The sequence below is a fragment of the Sinomicrobium oceani genome, from assembly GCF_900119185.1.
Taxonomy (GTDB): Bacteria; Bacteroidota; Bacteroidia; order Flavobacteriales; family Flavobacteriaceae; genus Sinomicrobium; species Sinomicrobium oceani.
This window is the reverse complement of the sequence record NZ_FPJE01000017.1, coordinates 82,312-102,772: the sequence shown is the minus strand read 5'-3', so window position 1 is coordinate 102,772 and position 20,461 is coordinate 82,312. Positions and strand designations below refer to the sequence as shown.

General features: G+C 44.4%; 13 protein-coding genes. 11 read left to right on the top strand and 2 right to left on the bottom strand.

Going from position 1 to position 20,461, the window contains the following annotated elements; all coding sequences use genetic code 11:
• The first annotated feature begins 12 nt into the window (after positions 1-12).
• Positions 13-1,272, top strand: a complete 1,260-nt coding sequence (locus BT112_RS15310) for a DUF4374 domain-containing protein (RefSeq protein ID WP_083564951.1) — start codon at positions 13-15, stop codon at positions 1,270-1,272.
• 239 nt (positions 1,273-1,511) lie between these two features.
• Here the strand turns inward: BT112_RS15310 and BT112_RS15305 are convergent, their stop codons facing one another.
• Positions 1,512-2,255 (bottom strand): hypothetical protein, encoded by a 744-nt coding sequence (locus BT112_RS15305; RefSeq protein ID WP_072318259.1) that lies wholly within the window; start codon positions 2,253-2,255, stop codon positions 1,512-1,514.
• 379 nt (positions 2,256-2,634) lie between these two features.
• On the opposite strand from BT112_RS15305, the gene BT112_RS21670 reads away from it, so the two are divergent.
• From BT112_RS21670 to BT112_RS15295, 3 genes are read left to right on the top strand one after another with little or no spacing between them, the layout of a single operon-like run.
• Positions 2,635-2,814: a hypothetical protein gene (locus BT112_RS21670; RefSeq protein ID WP_139276240.1), complete on the top strand. Its 180-nt coding sequence runs from the start codon at positions 2,635-2,637 to the stop codon at positions 2,812-2,814.
• A gap of 23 nt (positions 2,815-2,837) precedes the next feature.
• Positions 2,838-4,493: an ATP-binding protein gene (locus BT112_RS15300; RefSeq protein WP_139276238.1), complete on the top strand. Its 1,656-nt coding sequence runs from the start codon at positions 2,838-2,840 to the stop codon at positions 4,491-4,493.
• Positions 4,494-4,496: 3 nt separating this feature from the next.
• Positions 4,497-5,162, top strand: a complete 666-nt coding sequence (locus BT112_RS15295) for a DNA-binding response regulator (protein WP_072318257.1) — start codon at positions 4,497-4,499, stop codon at positions 5,160-5,162.
• A gap of 45 nt (positions 5,163-5,207) precedes the next feature.
• Here the strand turns inward: BT112_RS15295 and BT112_RS15290 are convergent, their stop codons facing one another.
• Positions 5,208-6,044, bottom strand: a complete 837-nt coding sequence (locus tag BT112_RS15290; RefSeq protein ID WP_072318256.1) for a universal stress protein — start codon at positions 6,042-6,044, stop codon at positions 5,208-5,210.
• Positions 6,045-6,255: 211 nt separating this feature from the next.
• Here BT112_RS15290 and ruvA point away from each other — a divergent pair, with 211 nt between their 5' ends.
• The 7 genes from ruvA (at position 6,256) to BT112_RS15255 (ending at position 20,447) form a co-directional block, all read left to right on the top strand.
• Complete coding sequence (gene ruvA / locus BT112_RS15285) at positions 6,256-6,837, top strand: Holliday junction branch migration protein RuvA (protein ID WP_072318255.1); 582 nt, start codon at positions 6,256-6,258, stop codon at positions 6,835-6,837.
• A gap of 4 nt (positions 6,838-6,841) precedes the next feature.
• Positions 6,842-13,990 (top strand): T9SS outer membrane translocon Sov/SprA, encoded by a 7,149-nt coding sequence (sov, locus tag BT112_RS15280; RefSeq protein WP_072318254.1) that lies wholly within the window; start codon positions 6,842-6,844, stop codon positions 13,988-13,990.
• Between the two features lie 185 nt (positions 13,991-14,175).
• Positions 14,176-14,556, top strand: a complete 381-nt coding sequence (gcvH, locus tag BT112_RS15275; protein WP_072318253.1) for a glycine cleavage system protein GcvH — start codon at positions 14,176-14,178, stop codon at positions 14,554-14,556.
• A 19-nt stretch (positions 14,557-14,575) separates the two neighbouring features.
• Positions 14,576-14,944 carry a VanZ family protein gene (locus BT112_RS15270; protein WP_175545804.1) on the top strand — a complete coding sequence of 123 codons (369 nt, stop codon included), beginning with the start codon at positions 14,576-14,578 and terminating at the stop codon, positions 14,942-14,944.
• A gap of 144 nt (positions 14,945-15,088) precedes the next feature.
• The gene (locus BT112_RS15265; RefSeq protein WP_072318252.1) at positions 15,089-15,793 is read left to right on the top strand and encodes an energy transducer TonB; all 705 of its coding nucleotides are present in this window, start codon (positions 15,089-15,091) and stop codon (positions 15,791-15,793) included.
• Positions 15,794-16,037: 244 nt separating this feature from the next.
• Positions 16,038-16,751, top strand: a complete 714-nt coding sequence (locus BT112_RS15260; RefSeq protein WP_072318251.1) for an energy transducer TonB — start codon at positions 16,038-16,040, stop codon at positions 16,749-16,751.
• A gap of 702 nt (positions 16,752-17,453) precedes the next feature.
• Entirely contained in the window at positions 17,454-20,447 is a 2,994-nt protein-coding gene (locus BT112_RS15255) for a SusC/RagA family TonB-linked outer membrane protein (RefSeq protein ID WP_072318250.1), read from the top strand.
• Positions 20,448-20,461: the final 14 nt, after the last annotated feature.

Sequence of the window (20,461 nt, the reverse complement as noted above, 5' to 3'; positions counted from 1 at the left end):
CTACATAGTACAATGAGAAAACCATCCTATTTTTTAAGTCTTGTAATGCTCGGATCTGCAACCCTGTTTACGGCATGCAGTAGCAGTGATGATGATACTTCCGGAGGCGGAGGAGAAAATCCCGGATCGGACTCCAAATACGTTATAACGGCCACCCCCAATACTTCCGAAAGTGTAGCAGACTATATTCTCACAGCAGATCAGCTTACGGAAGGACGTATTTCCACGAAGGGCAACGGTGTAGAGCAGGACGGTACCTACAGGTATTACGTTACCACAAACAACATGTTCTTCAGTATGCTTTACGGGCAGGGAAATCCGGGTGCTGTTACGGCATACGAGTTGAATAATAACGGGGACCTGGAACGATTAACCAATTTTCAGTCAGAAACAGTACAGGCTTTTGCTCCTGTAAATGATGATATTCTATTAACCAAAATATCCCGTAATGCAGAGAGTCCGATGGCTTACTGGTATCGTTTCAGTACCGAATCTTTAACTTTTGTCGCCGAAGGACAGATCAATACCCAGGAGCTCGCAGATAAAGAAAACGGGGAAATTGCATTTTTTACCTGGATCACACAAGTAGGAGAAAAAGTGTACATGCCTTATATGACCGTAAAAGGATGTTGTAACGATACGTTCGGAACCGAGTATGCGAATGAAGCGAATATTGCCGTATATACTTATCCGGAGATGGAACTGGAGACTATTATCCACGATGACAGGACCAGTTACATAGGAAGATATTTTGTAAATGGCCTTACCGTTGATGAAAACGGGGATGCATACGCTTTTTCATCCGGCATCGCGACGACCAACGGAGAAGTAACTTCCGAAAAACCGTCGGCTATTACCCGTATCAAAAAAGGAACTACCGAATTCGATGACTATTATTTTGACCTCGAAGAGGCTACCGGGATGTACCTTACAGACCATGTATATGCCGGTAATGGTAAGTTTCTCGGTATCATGGAAACAGAAAAGACTTCGGCGTACAGCACGGGGAAAAACTTTGTTATTATTGATGCTTACAATAAAACAACGACTTCCGTAACCGGATTGCCGACTGCTTCGCAAATTCAACAGCTTACCGGTAGAAATAGCTATGTTTCCGAAGACGGTAGTGTCGTTTACGTGGGAATTACACTGGAAGGAAGTGAAGGAAGCTTTGTATATAGTATAGATGTCGATGCTGCAACCGCTTCACAGGGGCTGGAAGTAGAGGGTGGATTTATTACCGCCATAAGCAAACTGGATCCGGCAGAATAATACCTCATAAGAACTTAAGATAACAGGGGCTATTGATTTTTCAATAGCCTTTGTTGCTTTTAGTGGTCTCATTCGAAGTTCAAACCTATGTGCTTTAGTGGATCTCGCTTTAGCCTCTAAAAAAGTTATGATACGGATTGAATGGGTTTATCGGGTTAATATGTTATCGGATTGTTACCCGAATAACCTGAGAACGAGTAACCAGTATGGCCATTTTATTGCTTGTCGAAACCTATGGTTTAGTAGTCTTTACAAATATACTTCCTTATCATATATGGTGTAATAGCTTTAAGGGTTTTACCTGTTTCCGGGTGCAGACCGTGACCGGTGAAAAAATCAAGTTGGCCGGCCTCATTCTTTCCGTACCATATATTTTCCTTTCCGTGTTCCGTAAAAAACTCAGTATTGCAATCTGGTGTTATCTTTTTAAAGATCCGGATCCGTTCTTCCTTATATAATTTCAACGTACCGTGCTGAAGTTTCTGCGGATCATAGCTCACTTCTTCGTAATGTGTGCCCTGCCATTCCATCCAGCGTTGATGGGGCATCAGTACCTTAAAGGACAATAACCCTGCAAGTATACTCATAACAAATATGCCTGAAATGACAATACGTCTTTTATTCCAGGATCTGCGAGAAACAGTTTTTAATTCTTCGCGCTCTGTAGGGGAAGGTTCTGTATACTTATCCGTTAAGGGTACTTTAAAGGCTTCGTAGTCCGGATACCCGAGGTATTTACACAGGGCCAGAATAACTTCCGGTTTTTTGATCAGTTCGTCTTTGTGTAGTTCGATGAGGTTTCGGTACAGGTTTATAATACTCTTGGGCGAATACGTATATCCATATTCGGATATCACATCAGAAAGCACTTCGGCTTTTTGCTTTTTGGAGTGATACGAGGTGCCTGTTTTTTTTAATTCTTCTCTTGCCTTTTCAAAAGAAAGCTCAATAAGTCTGCGGTGTATTTGATGGTCGGTTATCATGCTTCAAATTACTAAAATTATTTCTTAAATCCCTGGAAAATAGTTGGAAAAACCAGGGAAAATACATGGAAAATAGCTTCCCGAAAGTTTCCCGATACTTTCTTTTTTCTTTCCCGTCCTTCCCGGAATTCCTCCTTTTATTTGCTTCAGAATCAAGGAACAAATTGCTGGCAATACGAATCCTGATCCTAATTAAAAAGAACCCCGGGCAGGGGGGAATGACTTCCGGGAAGTAGCCATACTTCTCTGCCCGGTGCGCTTCAAACTTCCCAAAAGAGAAAGACGTCTCTCTCATTTTTTTCAGCGCGTTGCTGCGCGATTACGATATCCGGGAATTTCCGGACAGCACGCGAATTTTCTAATTTTTAATTCTTACAAAATGAAAAAAATATGTGTAGTTATTCTTGCGGGAATCCTCAATCTGGGTCTTTTTTCCTGTAATCCCCACGACGAATCGGATGAAATTCCGGGAATAGAAGATACGCAGGGGTGCTGTGACGATGATGAAATAATTTTGCCGCCACCTCCACCGCCACCTCCCGGAAATGGAAATAATTAATAATTAGTTGCTATTTTAGAGGAATGAAACCTGCAAAAGATTCATTCCTCTTCTTTTTTGTCTGCATGGTGTTTATAACCATAGGTAGTGTTCGCGCTCAAGAGCAGACGGACAGTTCCTTTTATTATTACAACATTCTCAGGCAGCCGACAAATCATTCCGGATTACACGACGCTTATATTTACTTTGAAAACAACAGAAAGAAACGCCTTAGGGAAGGAGATTCGTTAGGTGCCATACTCTACCTGAGATATATAGCAGAGATTCAGAATAAACTGGGATTTTCCTATGAAAGTGAAATATCCATAGCCGAAGCCCTGAAACTTCTGGATAACCTGAACGGACAGGACACCTTGCCGGAACCGCGTATCGGAATATACAACCATCTGGGTATCTGGTACAAACAGCGGAACGATTACGATAAGGCACTCTATTACTATAACCGTATCCTTAACCTTACTACCGACGAACCTTATAGAAATGCAGCTCTGAACAACAAAGCCAATGTATATATAGAACAAGAACAGTATACACAGGCACTCGAAGAGTTACAGCAGGTATATCGGTATGCCCTTCGCGAAGGAAATGCGTTAAGAGTGGCAAGGGCCATGAATAACCTCGGGGTTGTCGAGGCAAAACTCGGAATGCCCGAAGGGCTCGCTCACATGAATAAAGCACTGGAAATCCGGAAGACAGAAAATCATACTTCCGGGATTATAACAAGCTATACACATCTTATCGATTACTATCGGGATCAGGGAGACCTGAAAAAGGCAGACTCTATGGCTGCGGAGGCCCGGAAAATTGCGTTTGCTTCCAAAAATCCCAAATGGCGGTCTCATGTTTTGTCCAAAATCATTGACCTGAAAGATGATGCGGATATCCTGGAATTCAAACGCTATACCGATAGTGTAACAGATGCAGAGCAGATGCAACGCAATACGTACATTTCTGCAAAGTATAATTTTGAGGTGCAGGAGCGAAAAGCCAAAGAGAGTGAATTGCAGCGGGTAAAAGAAAGGTCCCGTAGAATCGTATTTCAGTTCGTATTGCTGTTTCTTATACTGATGAGTATCTGGATCTACCGTTATCTCCGGATCAGGCAGAAGCGGAAGATCATCGAAGAAGTAAATGCCACAGAAGCTGCTATTTCCAGGAAGATGCACGATGAAGTCGCCAATGATATGTATCGTGTTATGATCAATCTCCAGACGAAATACGATTTACCTCCTGAGATTCTGGACGATCTGGAACGTATTTATAGCATGACAAGAAACCTCTCCAGGGAGATCCAAATTCCGGAACCGGGCATAGATTATCCGGAGGTATTAACGGGATTGTTATTGCAGTTCAGGACGGAGAAAGTAAACATCATACTAAAAGGACTATCCGATATACCCTGGGAATCCGTTAAAAAAGATAAAAAATATATGTTGTCCTACGTGCTCATGGAACTTATGGTGAATATGCGAAAGCACAGCGAAGCCTCTGTCGTACTCATACAGTTTCTACATTTCGGCAGGCATGTCCATGTAGTCTATAAGGATAATGGCAAAGGAAGTACACAGAAAAAGGGAAAAGGATTGACCAATGTGGAAACCCGTATGAAACTTGTCGGTGGTACGGTTAGTTTTGTATCGGAACCCGAAGAAGGGTTTTATGTAAAAATCATCATATAGCTTATGTTTAAAAAAGTAATGATCGCAGAAGACCAGGACGGTATTAATCAGTCGGTTTACAATGCACTTTCGGAACTCGGCATATCGGAAATAGCACAGACCCAGTACTGTGATGATGCCTTTATCAGGATAAAAAAAGCCGCTATGGATGGTAAACCGTATGAATTGCTGATCACGGATCTGTTTTTTGAAGAAGATCATCGTGACCAGAAATATGCCTCGGGAGATGTACTTGCCATGGCGTTGAAAAAAGAATTTCCTGACTTGAAAACGATTGTTTATACGGTGGAAGCCCGTTTCCAGAAGGTCAGAAGTATTATGATTTCCGGTGAAATCGACGCCTATGCATGCAAAGGAAGAAAGGGACTCGACGAACTTCGGCTGGCGATCCGTAAAGTATATGAAGGCAAATCATATATATCTCCCGATGTACGCGCCGCTATGGGAGACCGGTCCGATATAGAGATCAATGACTACGACATTACCATCATCCGTCAGCTGGCAGGAGGGAAGTCTCAACCCGAAATATGCAGGTATCTGGAACAGGAGGGGATTACCCCGTATAGCCTTAGCTCCGTGGAGAAGCGGATCAATAAACTCAAGGATATATTCAGGGCAAATACCCCTGCACATCTGGTGGCTTTAGCCAAAGATATGGGGCTTGTATAAAATACAAGCCCTATGGTATTTTTTAATCAGCGGGATAAGATAGCATTACCCTTCGGTTTGATCGGGAATTTTAAATGTAATGACGGGACGCATAGCATGATTCACGATATCTTCACTGATACTTCCGTTAAAGAAATGCGAGAGCCCTGTCCGGCCATGGGTGCTCAGGCCTATCATCCGCGCGTTTACAATGTTCGCAAAATGGATGATACCCTGTTCTATGGTATGGTCATTATAAATATTGAGTGAGTACTTTTTTGGGGTGCCGTTTTTGATAAAAAAATTCATACGCTCTTCAGCTTCACGCGTCGTGACAAAATTGTTTGGTGTATTCACAAACAGCAGGTGGAGGGTCGCTCCTGTTTTTTTGGCAAATTCCGAAGCTCTTTTATAAGGCTCTACACTTTCCCTGGAAAAATCCGAAGCAAAGATCATACTCTCCTCATCGCGGATCTCAAACAAGGACTTTACCGTAAATACCGGGACCTGGGCCATGCGTACTACTTTTTCCGTGTTAGAACCTATAAATACTTCCTTGAACCCCGTGGCTCCGCCCGAACCCATGATGATTAGGTCGATATTGTTGTCGGTGACCGATTTGGTAATGCCACTGGCAATAGTGTCCGATTCTACGATATCAAAAACCCTGATCCCTTTCAGGTACGGTTTATCGGTAAAAGATTCGAATTTCTGACGTGCCAGCTTTACAAAAAACAGGGCTTCCGGGAGCTCACTCGTTTCACTTGTGGCAAGATGCACCGGAAGATCAAGAACATGGAGCAAATATATTTCCGAACCGAATTTTCTGGCAAAATTTGCTGCTGTTTGTAGTGCAAATTCGGCTTCATCAGAAAAATCCGTAGGTACCAAAATACGTTTCATAGGCAAAAATTTATGTTTTGAATAAAGATATAAAAAAATGTAAGCACCCGGAATTCTGATCTCTAAAGCTGATAGTCTGCAATATGCGAAATTCCGTGAGCGACATAAGACCGGGTTTCGTATTTTGCGAATCTTTAATTGTGGGATAGCGAAGCCTTTATACCGCTTTTGTGAAATATTTTAGTACATTTGGACTGCTAACCGGATATTTATGATCGCACATATACAAGGAAAATTAGTAGAGAAGAACCCTACGGACGTTGTCATAGATTGTAACGGAGTAGGATATTTTCTGAATATTTCACTGCATACGTATTCCAGGATTCCGGATAAAGAACAATTAAAACTCTACACACATCTTCATATTCGTGAAGATGCCCATACACTTTTTGGATTTGCAGACAAGTCCGAACGTGATATATTCCGTCTTCTGATCTCGGTTTCGGGTATAGGAACCAGCACGGCACGTACCATGCTTTCTTCCCTTACTCCTGTCCAGGTCCGTGATGCCATTGCGTCTAATGATGTTGCTGCCATCCAGAGTATAAAGGGAATAGGAGCAAAGACAGCACAACGGGTGATCCTCGACCTGAAAGACAAAGTACTGAAAATATACGACCTGGAAGAAACCGCTTCGGGGCACAAAGGTACAAACGGAGAAGAGGCGCTGTCGGCATTGGAGGTTCTTGGCTTTACCCGAAAACAATCCGAGAAAGTTGTGGATAAGATTACGAAAGAGGCACCGGATTTAAGTGTAGAAGACATCATCAAAAACGCGCTTAAAATGCTATAGTTAATTGAAAACAATTACCAACCTTAAAAATACACCGTTAAGAGTTGTTTTCTGGCCCCTTTTCTTACTCTGCGTATCGGTATCATTCGCGCAGGAAGAAACAGAAACTCAGGAACAGGATACACTCAAAGGCACGGCCGGAGTACCCGGGGAAATACGACTGAAGCTTCCGGAAAGTATTTCCTCAAAGTATGTCTATGATCCTGTCATGGACATGTATATCTATTCCTCTACCATAGATGGCTTCGATATAGATCACCCTGTCATACTTACTCCAGAACAATTCCGGGAACTGGAACGAAAAGAGAGTATGAAGCGTTATTTCAAGCAGAAAATGGATGCTATTTCGGGCCAGAAAGAAGGAAGTGAAGAAGCTCAGAAAGACCTTTTGCCCGATTTTTATGTGAATTCCAGTTTTTTCGAATCTATTTTCGGTGGAACGAACATTGATATCGTACCCCAGGGATCCGTTGCGGTCGATCTCGGGGTTCTGTACAACCGTAATGATAATCCCTCGTTTTCACCCAGGAACCGCAGCACCATTACCTTCGATTTCGACCAGCGGATAAGCATGAGCCTTTTGGGAAAAGTAGGGGAGAAAATGTCCGTAATGGCCAATTACGATACTCAGGCGACTTTTGATTTTCAGAACCTGATCAAACTGGAATACGCCCCTACGGAAGATGATATTATACAGAAAATAGAAGTCGGTAATGTGAGTATGCCCCTAAACAGTTCGCTGATTACCGGGGCACAAAGCCTTTTTGGTGTAAAGACCGAATTACAGTTCGGAAAAACGAGAGTTACCGGTGTGTTTTCCGAACAACGCTCAGAGACCAGGTCGGTCGTAGCACAGGGAGGCGGTACCGTCGATGATTTCGAACTCTTCGCATTGGATTATGATGAAGACCGGCACTTCTTCCTGTCGCATTTCTTCCGCGATCAATACGATCAGGCCCTGGCAAATTACCCGTTTATCAACAGCCAGGTACAGATTACCAGGATAGAAGTATGGGTGACCAACAGGGGCATGCGTATAGATAATATCCGGAATATTGTGGGGATACAGGATTTGGGAGAAGCCGACCCGGAGAATACCAGGATCAATACCAATGCCCCGGGCGGATTTTTCAATCCGGGAACCGGAGGGTTGCTCCCCCGTAACGATGCTAATGATTATAACCCTAAAGATATAGGAGGCTCTTCCGTGCTTACCGAGCAGATCAGGGATGTTTCTACCGTGCAATCCGGTTTCGGAACCCTGAGTTCAAGAGTCAACCAGGGATATGATTACGCCATACTGGAAAACGCACAAAAACTTATTCAGGGTACGGATTTTACCTTCGATCCTAAACTGGGTTATATTTCCCTGAACCAGCGGCTGAGCAATGACGAAGTACTGGCCGTAGCCTATCAGTACACCTATCGCGGACAGGCCTATCAGGTAGGAGAATTTGCCAACGACGGGGTCAACGCTACCGAATACGAAACCGGGGCGAACGGGCAGGTAGTTGCCGTAAACAATCAGACCCTGGTCGTAAAACTGCTCAAGAGCAATGTAACCAATGTATCCGATCCGATATGGGATCTGATGATGAAAAACATATATGCAACCGGTGCGTATCAGCTCAGCCAGGAAGACTTTAAAATGAATATACTCTACAGGGACCCCTCTCCTGTAAATTATATAAAACCGGTTGACGAATCGTCCTGGCCCGCCGGCTTGCAGGACAGGATACTCCTGGATGTATTCAATTTTGACAGGCTCAACGCCTACAACGATCCTCAGACCGGGGGAGATGGCTTTTTCGATTACCTGCCGGGTATTACCATAGATCCCCAGACCGGGCGGATCATTTTTACCAAAGTGGAACCTTTCGGTCAGTACCTGCACACACTTCTCGGAGGAGGAGATTACGATCAGCCCGATTCGTACAACCCCAACCAGAGCAAGTATGTCTTCCGCAATATGTACACCCTGACCAAAGCCGCTGCTCTGGAGGACACGGATAAGAACAAGTTCCAGTTGAAGGGACGGTATAAATCCGAAGGAGGAGAAGGTATTCCCATAGGAGCGTTCAACGTGCCGCAGGGGTCCGTAAATGTCACTGCCGGGGGAAGAAGGCTACAGGAAGGTATCGATTTCACGGTGAATTATCAGACAGGGACCGTATATATACTCGATGAAGGAATCAAAGCATCCAATGTTCCGATCGAGGTTTCCGTAGAAAACAATTCCGTATTCGGGAGACAGACCCGAAGGTTTGCCGGAGTGAATGTGGAGCACCAGTTCAACAAAAATTTCATGCTCGGGGCCACGTTGCTCAACATGAGTGAAAAACCACTGACGCAAAAGGCCAGCTACGGGCTGGAACCTGTTAACAATACTATTTTTGGTGTTAACGGAAACTTCTCTACCGAAATGCCTTTCCTGACCCGATGGGTCAATAAACTTCCGAACATAGATACCGATGTACCTTCCAATCTCTCCGTTAGGGGAGAGGTTGCTTATCTGCTTCCGGGATCGCCGAAGAACGATAATTTTGACGGGGAGACTACCGTATATGTAGATGATTTCGAAGGTGCTCAGACCCTTATAGACATGCGGGCACCACTGGCATGGTCTCTTGCCAGCACGCCACTCGAATTTGTCCCCGGGGGCGAGCTTTACGGAAGTTCTCCGAATGATCCGGAGAACCTCAGAAACGGGTATAAGAGGTCCAAGATGGCCTGGTATACCATAGACCCCATTTTTTATACTTCTCAAAAGCCTTCCGGTATCAGCAACGACGATATATCCCTGAATCCGACCCGTAGAATATACATAGACGAAATATTCCCGGAAATCGATGTGTCACAGGGGGAAACAACAGTACAGGCAACCCTGGACCTTGCCTACTACCCTACGCGTAAAGGTCCGTACAACAACAGTCCGGAAAACGAGTTCGAAGGCTTGCCCTCAGAAGAGCGGTGGGGAGGGATCATGCGGGGGCTGACCAGTACCAACTTCGAGCAGGGAAATGTCGAATACATACAGTTCTGGGTTATGGACCCTTACGTGGAAGGCACGGCAGGTGGTCTGGGAGGAGAGCTGGTGTTCAACCTTGGTAATATTTCCGAAGATATTCTCAAAGACGGAAAGAAACAATATGAAAACGGACTGCCCGGCGTGGGGAGCAACGAGCTGGTAGCCGAGACTTCCTGGGGTAGAGTGCCTTCCGCACAATCTCTCGTGTACGCTTTTGATGCGGACACCCAGAACAGAGCCCTTCAGGACGTAGGGTTCGACGGGCTCGATGATGCCGCAGAGGCCGCTGTATTTACCAATAACCCCGGGCCCGATCCCGCTCTGGATAATTACGAATTTTACATCAGTGCCAACGGGAGTATCCTCGAAAGATATCTCAATTATAACAACCCCCAGGGAAACTCGCCGGTTAATGTCGGGAACAACAACCGGGGTTCCACGACCGAACCTAACGTAGAAGATGTTAACGGTGACGGTACCATGAACACCATAAACAGTTATTATGAGTATCGTATCCCGATAAAACCCAACATACAGCGAACCGACAGGTATGTGTCCGATATCAAGGAAGTAGAACGCAAAATGCCGAACAACAGGACGGTAAGAGGACGGTGGATACAGTTTAAGATTCCCGTAAAGGAATTTGACGATGCCATAGGAGGTATATCCGATTTTCGTTCCATGAGCTTTATGAGGATGTATCTTACCGGTTTCAGTGAAGATGTCGTCTTGCGTTTCGGTACGCTCGATCTCGTTCGCGGAGACTGGCGTACCTATACCCGAACACTGCAACCCGATGTAGATACCAATCCGGATGACGACGGAACCACGGTCGAAGTAAATACCGTAAACATAGAAGAAAACGAACAACGTACTCCCATTCCGTACCGCCTGCCTCCCGGTGTGATCCGGGAACAGCTTACCAACAACAATATGGTGGTGAGACAAAATGAACAATCGCTTTCCTTTGCCGTTTGCGGACTCGAAGGCGGAGATTCGAGAGGAGTGTATAAAAACGTGGAGATGGATATGAGGCAGTACAAACGACTGAAGATGTTTCTCCATGCCGAAGCTTACAAAAACAATTCGTTAAGAGACGGGGAACTCGTAGCTTTCCTCCGTATGGGGACCGATTTTTCCGAAAACTTCTATCAGGTAGAAATTCCGTTGCAGGTTACCCGTCCGGGGGCGTCTACTTCCGAAGAAGTATGGCCGGAACTGAACAATATGGATGTAGCCCTTAGTCTCTTTTCCAAGATAAAATCGGACGGAATTGCCAACTCTACCCTTTCCGAAATGATATTTTACGATGCCGAAGGAAACCGTGTGGAAGAATTCGATCCCCGGGAGCCCGGTGAATTGCGGGTAGGACTCAAGGGTAATCCTTCCCTCGGAAGTATCAGGGCCATTATGGTCGGGGTAAAAAACGTTACCGGCAACAGGATGTGCGGGGAAGTATGGTTTAACGAATTACGCCTGGCCGAACTCGATAATCAAGGTGGATGGGCGGCGATAGCACAGATCGATGCCAATGTTGCCGATTTTGCCAACGTATCGGCCACCGGAAGCATGAGTACATCCGGCTTCGGAGCCATAGACCAGCGACCCAATGAGCGAAGCCGGGAAGATGTGATGCAGTACGGGCTCAATACCAACGTGAACCTCGGACAGCTATTGCCGAAAAACTGGGGAATACAGGTGCCCCTGAATTATAGCGTGTCCGAAGAACTCATTACACCCGAATTCGATCCGGTTTACGAAGATCTGAAACTGCAGGATCGTATCAATGCCGCAGTGACCCAGTCCGAAAAAGAAGATATCCGCAGACGTGCCGAAGATTACACCAAACGAAGAAGTATAAACCTGATCGGGGTGCGGAAGAACCGGGGAGAAGAGCAGAAACAACGGGTCTATGATATAGAGAACTTTACGTTTAATTATTCTTACAATGAGGTCAATCATCGCGATTACGAGATCGAGGATATGCGCGATCAGAATATCCGAACCGGGTTTATATATAACTATAACTTTAAGCCGGTCCAGGTAGAACCTTTCAAAAAGAACGACTCCATACTGCGTAACAGGTATTGGCAATGGCTGAAAGATTTTAATATTAATCCCCTGCCCACCAATATATCGGTCAACTCCAATATTACGAGGAGTTTCAACGAGCAAAGGTTCCGTTCGGTAAGTATAGATGGAGTAGATGCCGAAGACCAGCTGGCCCTTCCGACCTTACAGCAACGCAATTTTTTATTTGACTGGCAATATACCATCAATCACAATATAACCAAGTCACTCCGGCTGAACTTTACCGCCTCCAACCATAATATTGTACGGAATTATTACGACCGTGACGAGGATGATAACAGGATCGTCCGTGAAGATTACGGTATCTGGGATGGCTTCTGGAACACCGGCGACCCTAACAGACATACCCAGCAATTGCAGATCAATTACGAGCTGCCTTTCAGTAAGATCCCCTTCCTGAATTTCATAGAAGCCAATTATACCTATACCGGCGATTTCGACTGGCAGCGGGGTAATGATGTGATCAATGAGATTGCCGGGGAAAATGTCAATACCATTCAGAACGCTTCTACCCATGTGCTGAATGCTTCTATGGGGATGGACCGTTTTTATTCGTACCTCGGCCTTAAAAAAGAGTCACGTCAGCGTCAGCGACCGGTCCGCCGGAGAGCGCCATTGGGAGACGATGGGGAAAATACCCTGGAGCCGGAAGAAGATAAAAGCTCGGGCCTGGCCAACGCGGGTATCGATCTTCTGACTATGATAAAGCGTATCGATGTAAGCTATACCGACAACCGGGGTAAGGTGCTTCCGGGATATACCGAGTCTGTAGGTTTTATCGGAACACTGCGGCCTTCCTGGGGGTTTGTATTCGGTGGACAGTCGGACATCCGTTATGAAGCTGCGAAGAAAGGCTGGCTGACCCGTTTCCCTGATCTCAACCAGCAGTATATGGAGCGGAACAGCAGTCAGCTGAATATTACCGCAAATCTGGAGCCGACCCCCGACCTCACTGTAGATCTCGTGGCAAACAGGCAGTATGCCGATAGCTATACGGAAAACTTTGCGGTGAATGAAGTGGGTAACCGGCAATTTGAGTATGAGAGTTTACTCGGTAATCAGTATGGTGACTTCTCCATATCTACCGTACTTATAAAAACAGCTTTCAGTAAAAGCGATGAAGTAAATTCCGAAGCTTTCGAAGAATTTCGTCAGAACCGTAAAGTCGTGGCCAACCGTCTTGCCGTTCAACGGGGTATTGATATTACCGATCCGGACAACCTGGACGAGGAAGGATATCCGAAGGGATACGGGAAAAATAACCAGGCAGTACTTTTACCTTCCTTCCTGGCTGCATATCAGGGCAAAAGTGTAGATAAAATGAGCTTCGGGGCCTTCCGTGATGTCCCGATCCCCAACTGGACGGTAAAATATACGGGCTTAATGCGGCTGGATTGGTTTAAGAACCGTTTCCGGAGATTTTCACTGGGACATGGTTACCGGGCCAGCTATAGTGTCAACTCCTTTCGTACCAATCTCGAATACAGTAAGCAGAACCCGGATAAAGTCGATCAGTCCGGTAACTTCATGAATGAATTGCTCTATACAAACGTAACCCTCGTCGAGCAATTCAACCCTCTGGTGAGAGTGGACTTCGAAATGAAGAATTCGATCAATATTCAGGCCGAAATTAAAAGAGACCGGGCATTATCGCTCAGTTTCGACAATAATCTGCTTACCGAAACTACCGGGAAAGAGTATCTCCTCGGGCTTGGATACCGTTTTAAGGAAGTACCTTTTACCACCGGGATAGGGGGAACCAGGCAGACCCTGAAAGGTGATATAAACCTCAAAGCCGATTTATCGCTCAGGGATAATATCACTATTATTCGTAACCTCGATCTCGATAACAATCAGGTGACTTCGGGGCAAACGATATGGAGTGTGCGGTTTACTGCCGATTATGCACTGACCAAGAATTTCACGACCCTCTTTTTTTACGATCATACCTTTTCCAAATATGCAGTTTCTACAGCATATCCGCAAACCACTATACGATCGGGCATAACCCTGCGTTATAATTTTGGAAATTAAACGGAAGGTGCGGTAAGTCCTCGTCTCTTCGGGGTTTTGCAGGTGGATGCCGGTGGTATGATGTAATATTTGTGCTCGTAGCAAAATAAAGGTATGAACACTGTTATTTTAACGGTAACAACTTTTGGATGCAAATACTTTAAAAGTTACATTTGTCGCAAAATAATTACATAACACATTATAAAATGAACATACCATCTGACTTAAAGTACACCAAAGACCACGAATGGGTTAAAATAGAAGGCGATATTGCCACCATAGGTATTACGGATTTTGCCCAGAGCGAATTGGGAGATATCGTATATGTGGAGGTAGAAACTGTCGATGAGACCCTGGACAAAGAAGAGGTCTTCGGTACGGTTGAAGCCGTAAAAACGGTATCGGACCTGTTTTTACCGCTTTCCGGAGAAATTATTGAGTTTAACACAGCTCTGGAGGAAGAACCGGAAAAAGTCAATTCCGATCCGTACAATGACGGTTGGATGATCAAACTGAAAATCAGTGATCCTTCGGAAGCAGATGATCTGTTGAGTAGTGAAGCATACAAAGAGCTTATCGGAGCATAGCAGTAAAATATTTTTGATATTGGCAATCGGATGGGTGCTGGCCATAACCATTCTGAGTCTGGCCCCGCCTTCGGATTTGCCCTCTATATCTTATCCGCATCTGGATAAAATCGTTCATTTCATATTCTACTACATATTTTTTATATTGTGGTATTATGCCCTTTGTGGCCCGCAACCGTTTAAAACTGTTAAAAAGAAGGCTTTGTTCATAGCTTTTGCTATGGCATTTACTTATGGTACGGTTGTTGAGGTGCTTCAGTACAGTATGGGAAAAGGTCGATCCGGTGACGTCTTTGATGCCCTTGCAAATACGGCCGGAATAATTTGTGGGATTTTTACAGTCATTCTGTGGAATGCCATAAATAAAACCATAAAAAGGGCAAATTAGTTGCTTTCATTTCAAATAAATAATTAAATTAGCGACCGATAAAAGATTTGGAGATGCGAGCGCGGCATGCGAAACACCCGGAAACGGTGCGTAGTTTGTGTGATGGACGAATAAAAAGTAAACCAAACGATAAAATTTGAATCAATGGAACCTAAAAAGAATCCAAAAGCCGATCTCACCAGGAACAGCGGCCTCTATTTCGCGATAGGGATGGCTGTGGTGTTGTTTTTGACCTGGCAGGGATTGGAGTGGAAACAGTACGACAAGGACGAGGCATTCACGTATAAGATGGATGTGGATGAAGAGTTGGAAGAAGAAATTCCGATTACTGAAATGCTGAAGACTCCGCCACCGCCACCGCCACCACCGGCAGCACCCGAAGTGATCGAGGTTGTAGAGGATGATGAAGAAATCGAAGAAACCGTTATAGAATCTACGGAAACCAGCCAGGATGAGGTTGTTGAAGTAGAAGAAATCGTTGAAGTGGAAGAGCCCGTAGATGTGGATGTTCCTTTTGCGGTTATTGAAGATGTACCGGTATTTCCCGGCTGTGAAGATGCTAAAGATAAAAGAGCATGTTTCCAGGAAATGATGCAGAAACACATCCGTAAGCATTTCCGCTATCCGGAAATCGCCCAGGAAATGGGAGTTCAGGGTAGGGTAGCAGTAATGTTTACCATAGATAAGGACGGTAGTATCACAAATATAAGAATGCGTGGACCGGACAAAAACCTGGAGAAAGAAGCACAGAGGATTATCGATAAGTTACCTAAGATGACTCCTGGTAAGCAGCGGGGAAGACCGGTAAGGGTTCCATTTAGTATACCGATTACATTCCGACTGCAATAAGATATATTTTTCGTTTTAAAACCCGTTCACATCGAACGGGTTTTTTTATATCCCGATGAGAACATACGCAGCTATGGAGCTGTGTATACCGGAGGTTTTTTTAAAATACCCGAAGATAAATATACACGTTCCGTTTTTTACTTCATGCTACAAAAGTTACTCTGGTACAGTTGTTGAGAAGTTGCTTTTATACTGTAATCGACGTCTCTAACAGTAGTATTTAATTAACCTTAAATTTTATAGTATGATACCAAAAAAGAATCCGAAAGTCGATATGGCCCGGAAAAGCGGACTGTTTTTTGCCATAGGGATGGCTACCGTATTATTCCTTTCCTGGAAAGGAATAGAATGGAAAGAATATGAGAACAAAAAGCCGGAAAAGGTGGATTTTAAAGCGGAAACACCGCTCGATGAGCCGGTAATCCCACTGATTACATGGAATACTCCACCTCCCCCGCCGCCACCGCCCGTGTTGACTATCCCTGAAGATTTTGAGCCTGTTGAAAACGACAGCCCGGTTAAGGAGTCCGAACTGGAGCCTTCTGATCTTATGCCGGACGATCCGGTTGATTTCGATGATATTCCGGTAACCGAAGATCCTGTACCCGATGAGATCATTCCCATTAATATTGTAGAAGAGGTTCCTGTATTTCCGGGTTGTGAAAATGCCGAAGACAAACTCAAATGCTTCGAAGAACGTATGAAACAACATATCCGGGATAATTTCCGGTATCCCGAAACTGCAAAGGATAGAGGAGTACAGGGAAAGGTTTATGTGAGTTTTGTCATAGACAAAGAAGGAAATATCACAGGCGTCAAAATGCGGGGACCGGATAAAAGCCTGGAGGCAGAGGCCGGACGTATTATAGACAGGCTACCCAGAATGACCCCTGCCAAACAGGGGAACCAGCGGGTCCGGGTTCCTTTCAGCGTTCCGATTACGTTTAAATTACAATAAGAGTTAGGAAAGACCCGGGTTACAGGCGGTATAAAGACAATTTGTTAAAGTTTTCAAAATAAAAAAAGAAATCATTACATTTACAACTGCATGACTACCCTGGTGAGTAGTGATAAATATTTTTCATAATCAGATATGAGCCTCTCGGATAACGGGAGGCTTTTGTTTTTGGGGTGTATGACTTAAATCCATTAGCTTCTGTAGCAGGCAACGGATAAAAACAACGTATATCTTACCCGGTTTTCTTTATATTACCCGGAGTGTAATTTTATGTATTTCAGATATTTATTCTTCTTTTTTAGAAAGCTGTAATGCCTGAATTAATCATGTAACTGTTTGGTCTTCTTCTAAAGCGGTGAACAGGCTCTTCTTTAAATAACCCAATAAAGCCAATACGCTACTCCCGTTAAATAATCATAAAGCTTGCTTCGTTGTGTTTTTTGTATGATTTAGCCTTTTTTTTGGTTTTTATCTCTTCTATTTTGCTTTTTTACTGATTTTATTTCTGCTTTTCGCGTCTTTTTATGGATAATAGGTAAAATAGTGTCAGGATCAGCTAATATTTAGGCATATCCCGGTTCCAAGTAATTATACTTTTACAAGTGTTTTATAAACACATTAAGACTTGAGTTAAAAGCCTCCTGGGGGTAAAACCTCAGATAGCTAACTAAAAACAAAGATCTAACCGGTAAAATTTTAATTATGGAACAAACTAACTTATCCGTGAAGTCGTACAACAGGGATAGTTTCAGGGTCAGGACCTGGTGCTTTATAGTCCTATTGTGCTGCTCCTTTACGGCCTTCGGGCAACAGCTTATCAACGGGACAGTCACAGACGACCAGGGCATCCCGATAGGAGGGGTGTCGGTACAGGAAAAAAACACCTCCAACGGAGCGGTGACAGATTTTGACGGAAAGTTTAATATCACCGTAAAACCGGGAACTTCCGTATTGGTGTTTTCATATATGGGGTTTAAAACCCTGGAAAAGGAAGTGGGCGAACAAACGACCATAACGATTGTTTTGAAAGAAGACCTTCAAAAGCTCGATGAAGTGGTGCTTATAGGATACGGTTCTCAGAAAAAGGCGGATGTAACCAGTGCCGTGGCCTCCGTAAAATCGGAAGATTTTATCCAGGGAAACGTTAAAGATGCCGCGCAGCTTATCCAGGGAAAGGTTGCCGGACTTACAATTTCTACCCCTTCGGGAGATCCTACCTCCGGGTCACAGATAAAACTAAGAGGAATCTCATCTTTATCCGGCGGATCCGATCCCCTGGTGTTGGTAGATGGAGTTCCCGGAAGCCTCAATACGGTAGCTCCCGAAGATATTGAGTCTATCGATGTGCTCAAGGATGGTTCCGCAACAGCGATCTACGGAACACGTGGTACTAACGGGGTGATTATTATAACGACCAAATCGGGCAGTTATAATATGAAGCCAACCATAGAGTACAATGGTTACGCTTCGCTGTCGACTATTGCGAGGAAGCTGGATTTTATGAATGCCTCGGACCTTCGGAAAAGATGGGATGAAGGCTATACTTTTATAGGAGCAAATATCCGCGATTACGGGGCCGATACCGATTGGCTGGACGAAATAACCAGGAATGCTTTTAGCCAGGTACACAACCTTACGTTCAGAGGAGGTAACGAAAGTACAAGCCTCACCGCATCATTGAATTACAGGGATATGGAAGGGATATTTCTGAAATCGGATAACAAGAGATATACCGGAAGAGTCAATGTGGCACATTCCATGTTCGACAACAGGTTAAAGTCTACAATAGGCTTTATTGTCAGTGAGCAGGTTTTTAATGCACTGGGAGACGGTACCAGTTTCAATCCGTATATCTACCGGCAGGCGTTGATCCGAAATCCTACCGAGCCCGTAAAGAACGAAGATGGTACCTGGATGGAAAGGGACGAGTATTTTTATGATAACCCGGTAGCTTATATTATGGAAACTCTCGGGGAAAACAGGGAAAGAAATGTACGTTTCGATTTCAGTACCAGTTATAAGATCAATGATAATTTTTCGGCCAAGGCCCTATATGCCCGAAGAGGGAACTCGAAAATAAGAGGGTTTTACCAAACCAAGAACCATGTTTCGACCGTAAAATACTCACAGGGAGGTTTTGCCTCCAGGGGAGCCGATAATTTTATAAATAATTACGGTCAGCTTACCCTCGATTATAACCAATCTTTCGGAAAACACCGGGTCAGTGCACTGATAGGATATAACTATGAAGATAATATGGATGAGGGATTCTGGGTCAACAACAGCAATTTCCCCACAGATGGTTTTACCTATAATAATATCGGTACCGGGAAATGGCTGGAAGAAGGCCGGGCCGGAATGGGAAGTTATAAGAACTCCAGTAAACTCATTGCATTCTTCTCCAGGGTTACATACAATTTTAACGATCGTTATCTGCTCATGGCCAGTTTGCGAAGAGAAGGGTCTTCCCGCTTCGGGGCTAATAACAAATGGGGATATTTTCCAGGAGTCTCCGCAGGTTGGCGTATGCACGAAGAATCTTTTATGGATAGTTTTACCTGGCTCGATAATCTGAAACTCCGGGCCGGTTTCGGTGTTACGGGAATTAATGCCGGTAGCAATTATCAATCGTTGAGCGGGCTTACCTATAGCGATTACTTCCTTTATAACGGAGAGTGGATACGGCAATTGGTGCCCAACAGAAACGCCAATCCGAATTTGAAATGGGAGAAAAAGGAAGAAATCAATTTCGGGCTGGATTATGGTTTCCTCGACGGACGCATAAGCGGTACCGTAGACTATTACAGCAGGAGAACCAAAAATTCCTTACATAATTACAGTGTGCCTACACCTCCTTATTTTTATAACGAGATGGTTGCCAATGTTGCGGAGATAAAAAACTCCGGTCTCGAAATACTGCTGACGGCCATACCGTTTAAGACCGACAATTTCCAATGGACAGCCAATTTTACGTATTCTGCCAACAGTAATGAGATCGTGTCCTTATCGAACAGTGAATTTCAGCTCACTAACGACTTTTTCGATACCGGTTATGCCAGTGAGCCCATACAGGTGAGTACACACAGGGTACAGGAAGGACAGCCGATCGGTAATTTTTTCGGCTGGAAAAGTGTGGATATCACCGAAGACGGGATATGGCTGATCGAAAACCGGGACGGAAATATTGTACCATCTACCGAAGCCACTACCGAAGACCGGCAGGTTTTGGGGAACGGACTGCCCAAGTCCTATTTTAGCTGGAATAACACCGTGAAGTATAAAAACTGGGATTTTAATGTCAATATCCGTGGTGCTTTGGGGTACCAGATACTCAATTTCCCCCGCATGTATTACGAAAACCCTACGGTCAATTATAATACGCTCAACTCGGCTTACGACAAAATCTACGGAAAAGCCGTATTAGGCGATGTCCAGCGACTGGTAAGTTATTATGTAGAGGATGGAGATTTTGTAAAACTGGATAATGTGACCATAGGGTACACCTTGCCGAAGTCTGCTTTTAAGTTTGTGGAAAACTTCCGGATCTATGCTACCGGATTAAACCTGGCCACTATAACCGGCTACAAGGGTATCGATCCTGAAGTCGATACGGACGGACTTGATCCCGGGAATGACGAAAGAGATAAATATCCCTCCAACCGGACTTTTTCATTAGGAATCAACCTCACTTTTTAAAATACGGACAGTTA

Coding starts and splice junctions, on each gene's coding strand:
- BT112_RS15305 (WP_072318259.1), bottom strand. CDS start 2,255: ATGATAACCGACCATCAAATACACCGCAGACTTATTGAGCTTTCTTTT.
- BT112_RS21670 (WP_139276240.1), top strand. CDS start 2,635: ATGAAAAAAATATGTGTAGTTATTCTTGCGGGAATCCTCAATCTGGGT.
- BT112_RS15290 (WP_072318256.1), bottom strand. CDS start 6,044: ATGAAACGTATTTTGGTACCTACGGATTTTTCTGATGAAGCCGAATTT.
- BT112_RS15310 (WP_083564951.1), top strand. CDS start 13: ATGAGAAAACCATCCTATTTTTTAAGTCTTGTAATGCTCGGATCTGCA.
- BT112_RS15300 (WP_139276238.1), top strand. CDS start 2,838: ATGAAACCTGCAAAAGATTCATTCCTCTTCTTTTTTGTCTGCATGGTG.
- ruvA (WP_072318255.1), top strand. CDS start 6,256: ATGATCGCACATATACAAGGAAAATTAGTAGAGAAGAACCCTACGGAC.
- gcvH (WP_072318253.1), top strand. CDS start 14,176: ATGAACATACCATCTGACTTAAAGTACACCAAAGACCACGAATGGGTT.
- BT112_RS15265 (WP_072318252.1), top strand. CDS start 15,089: ATGGAACCTAAAAAGAATCCAAAAGCCGATCTCACCAGGAACAGCGGC.
- BT112_RS15255 (WP_072318250.1), top strand. CDS start 17,454: ATGGAACAAACTAACTTATCCGTGAAGTCGTACAACAGGGATAGTTTC.
- BT112_RS15295 (WP_072318257.1), top strand. CDS start 4,497: ATGTTTAAAAAAGTAATGATCGCAGAAGACCAGGACGGTATTAATCAG.
- BT112_RS15260 (WP_072318251.1), top strand. CDS start 16,038: ATGATACCAAAAAAGAATCCGAAAGTCGATATGGCCCGGAAAAGCGGA.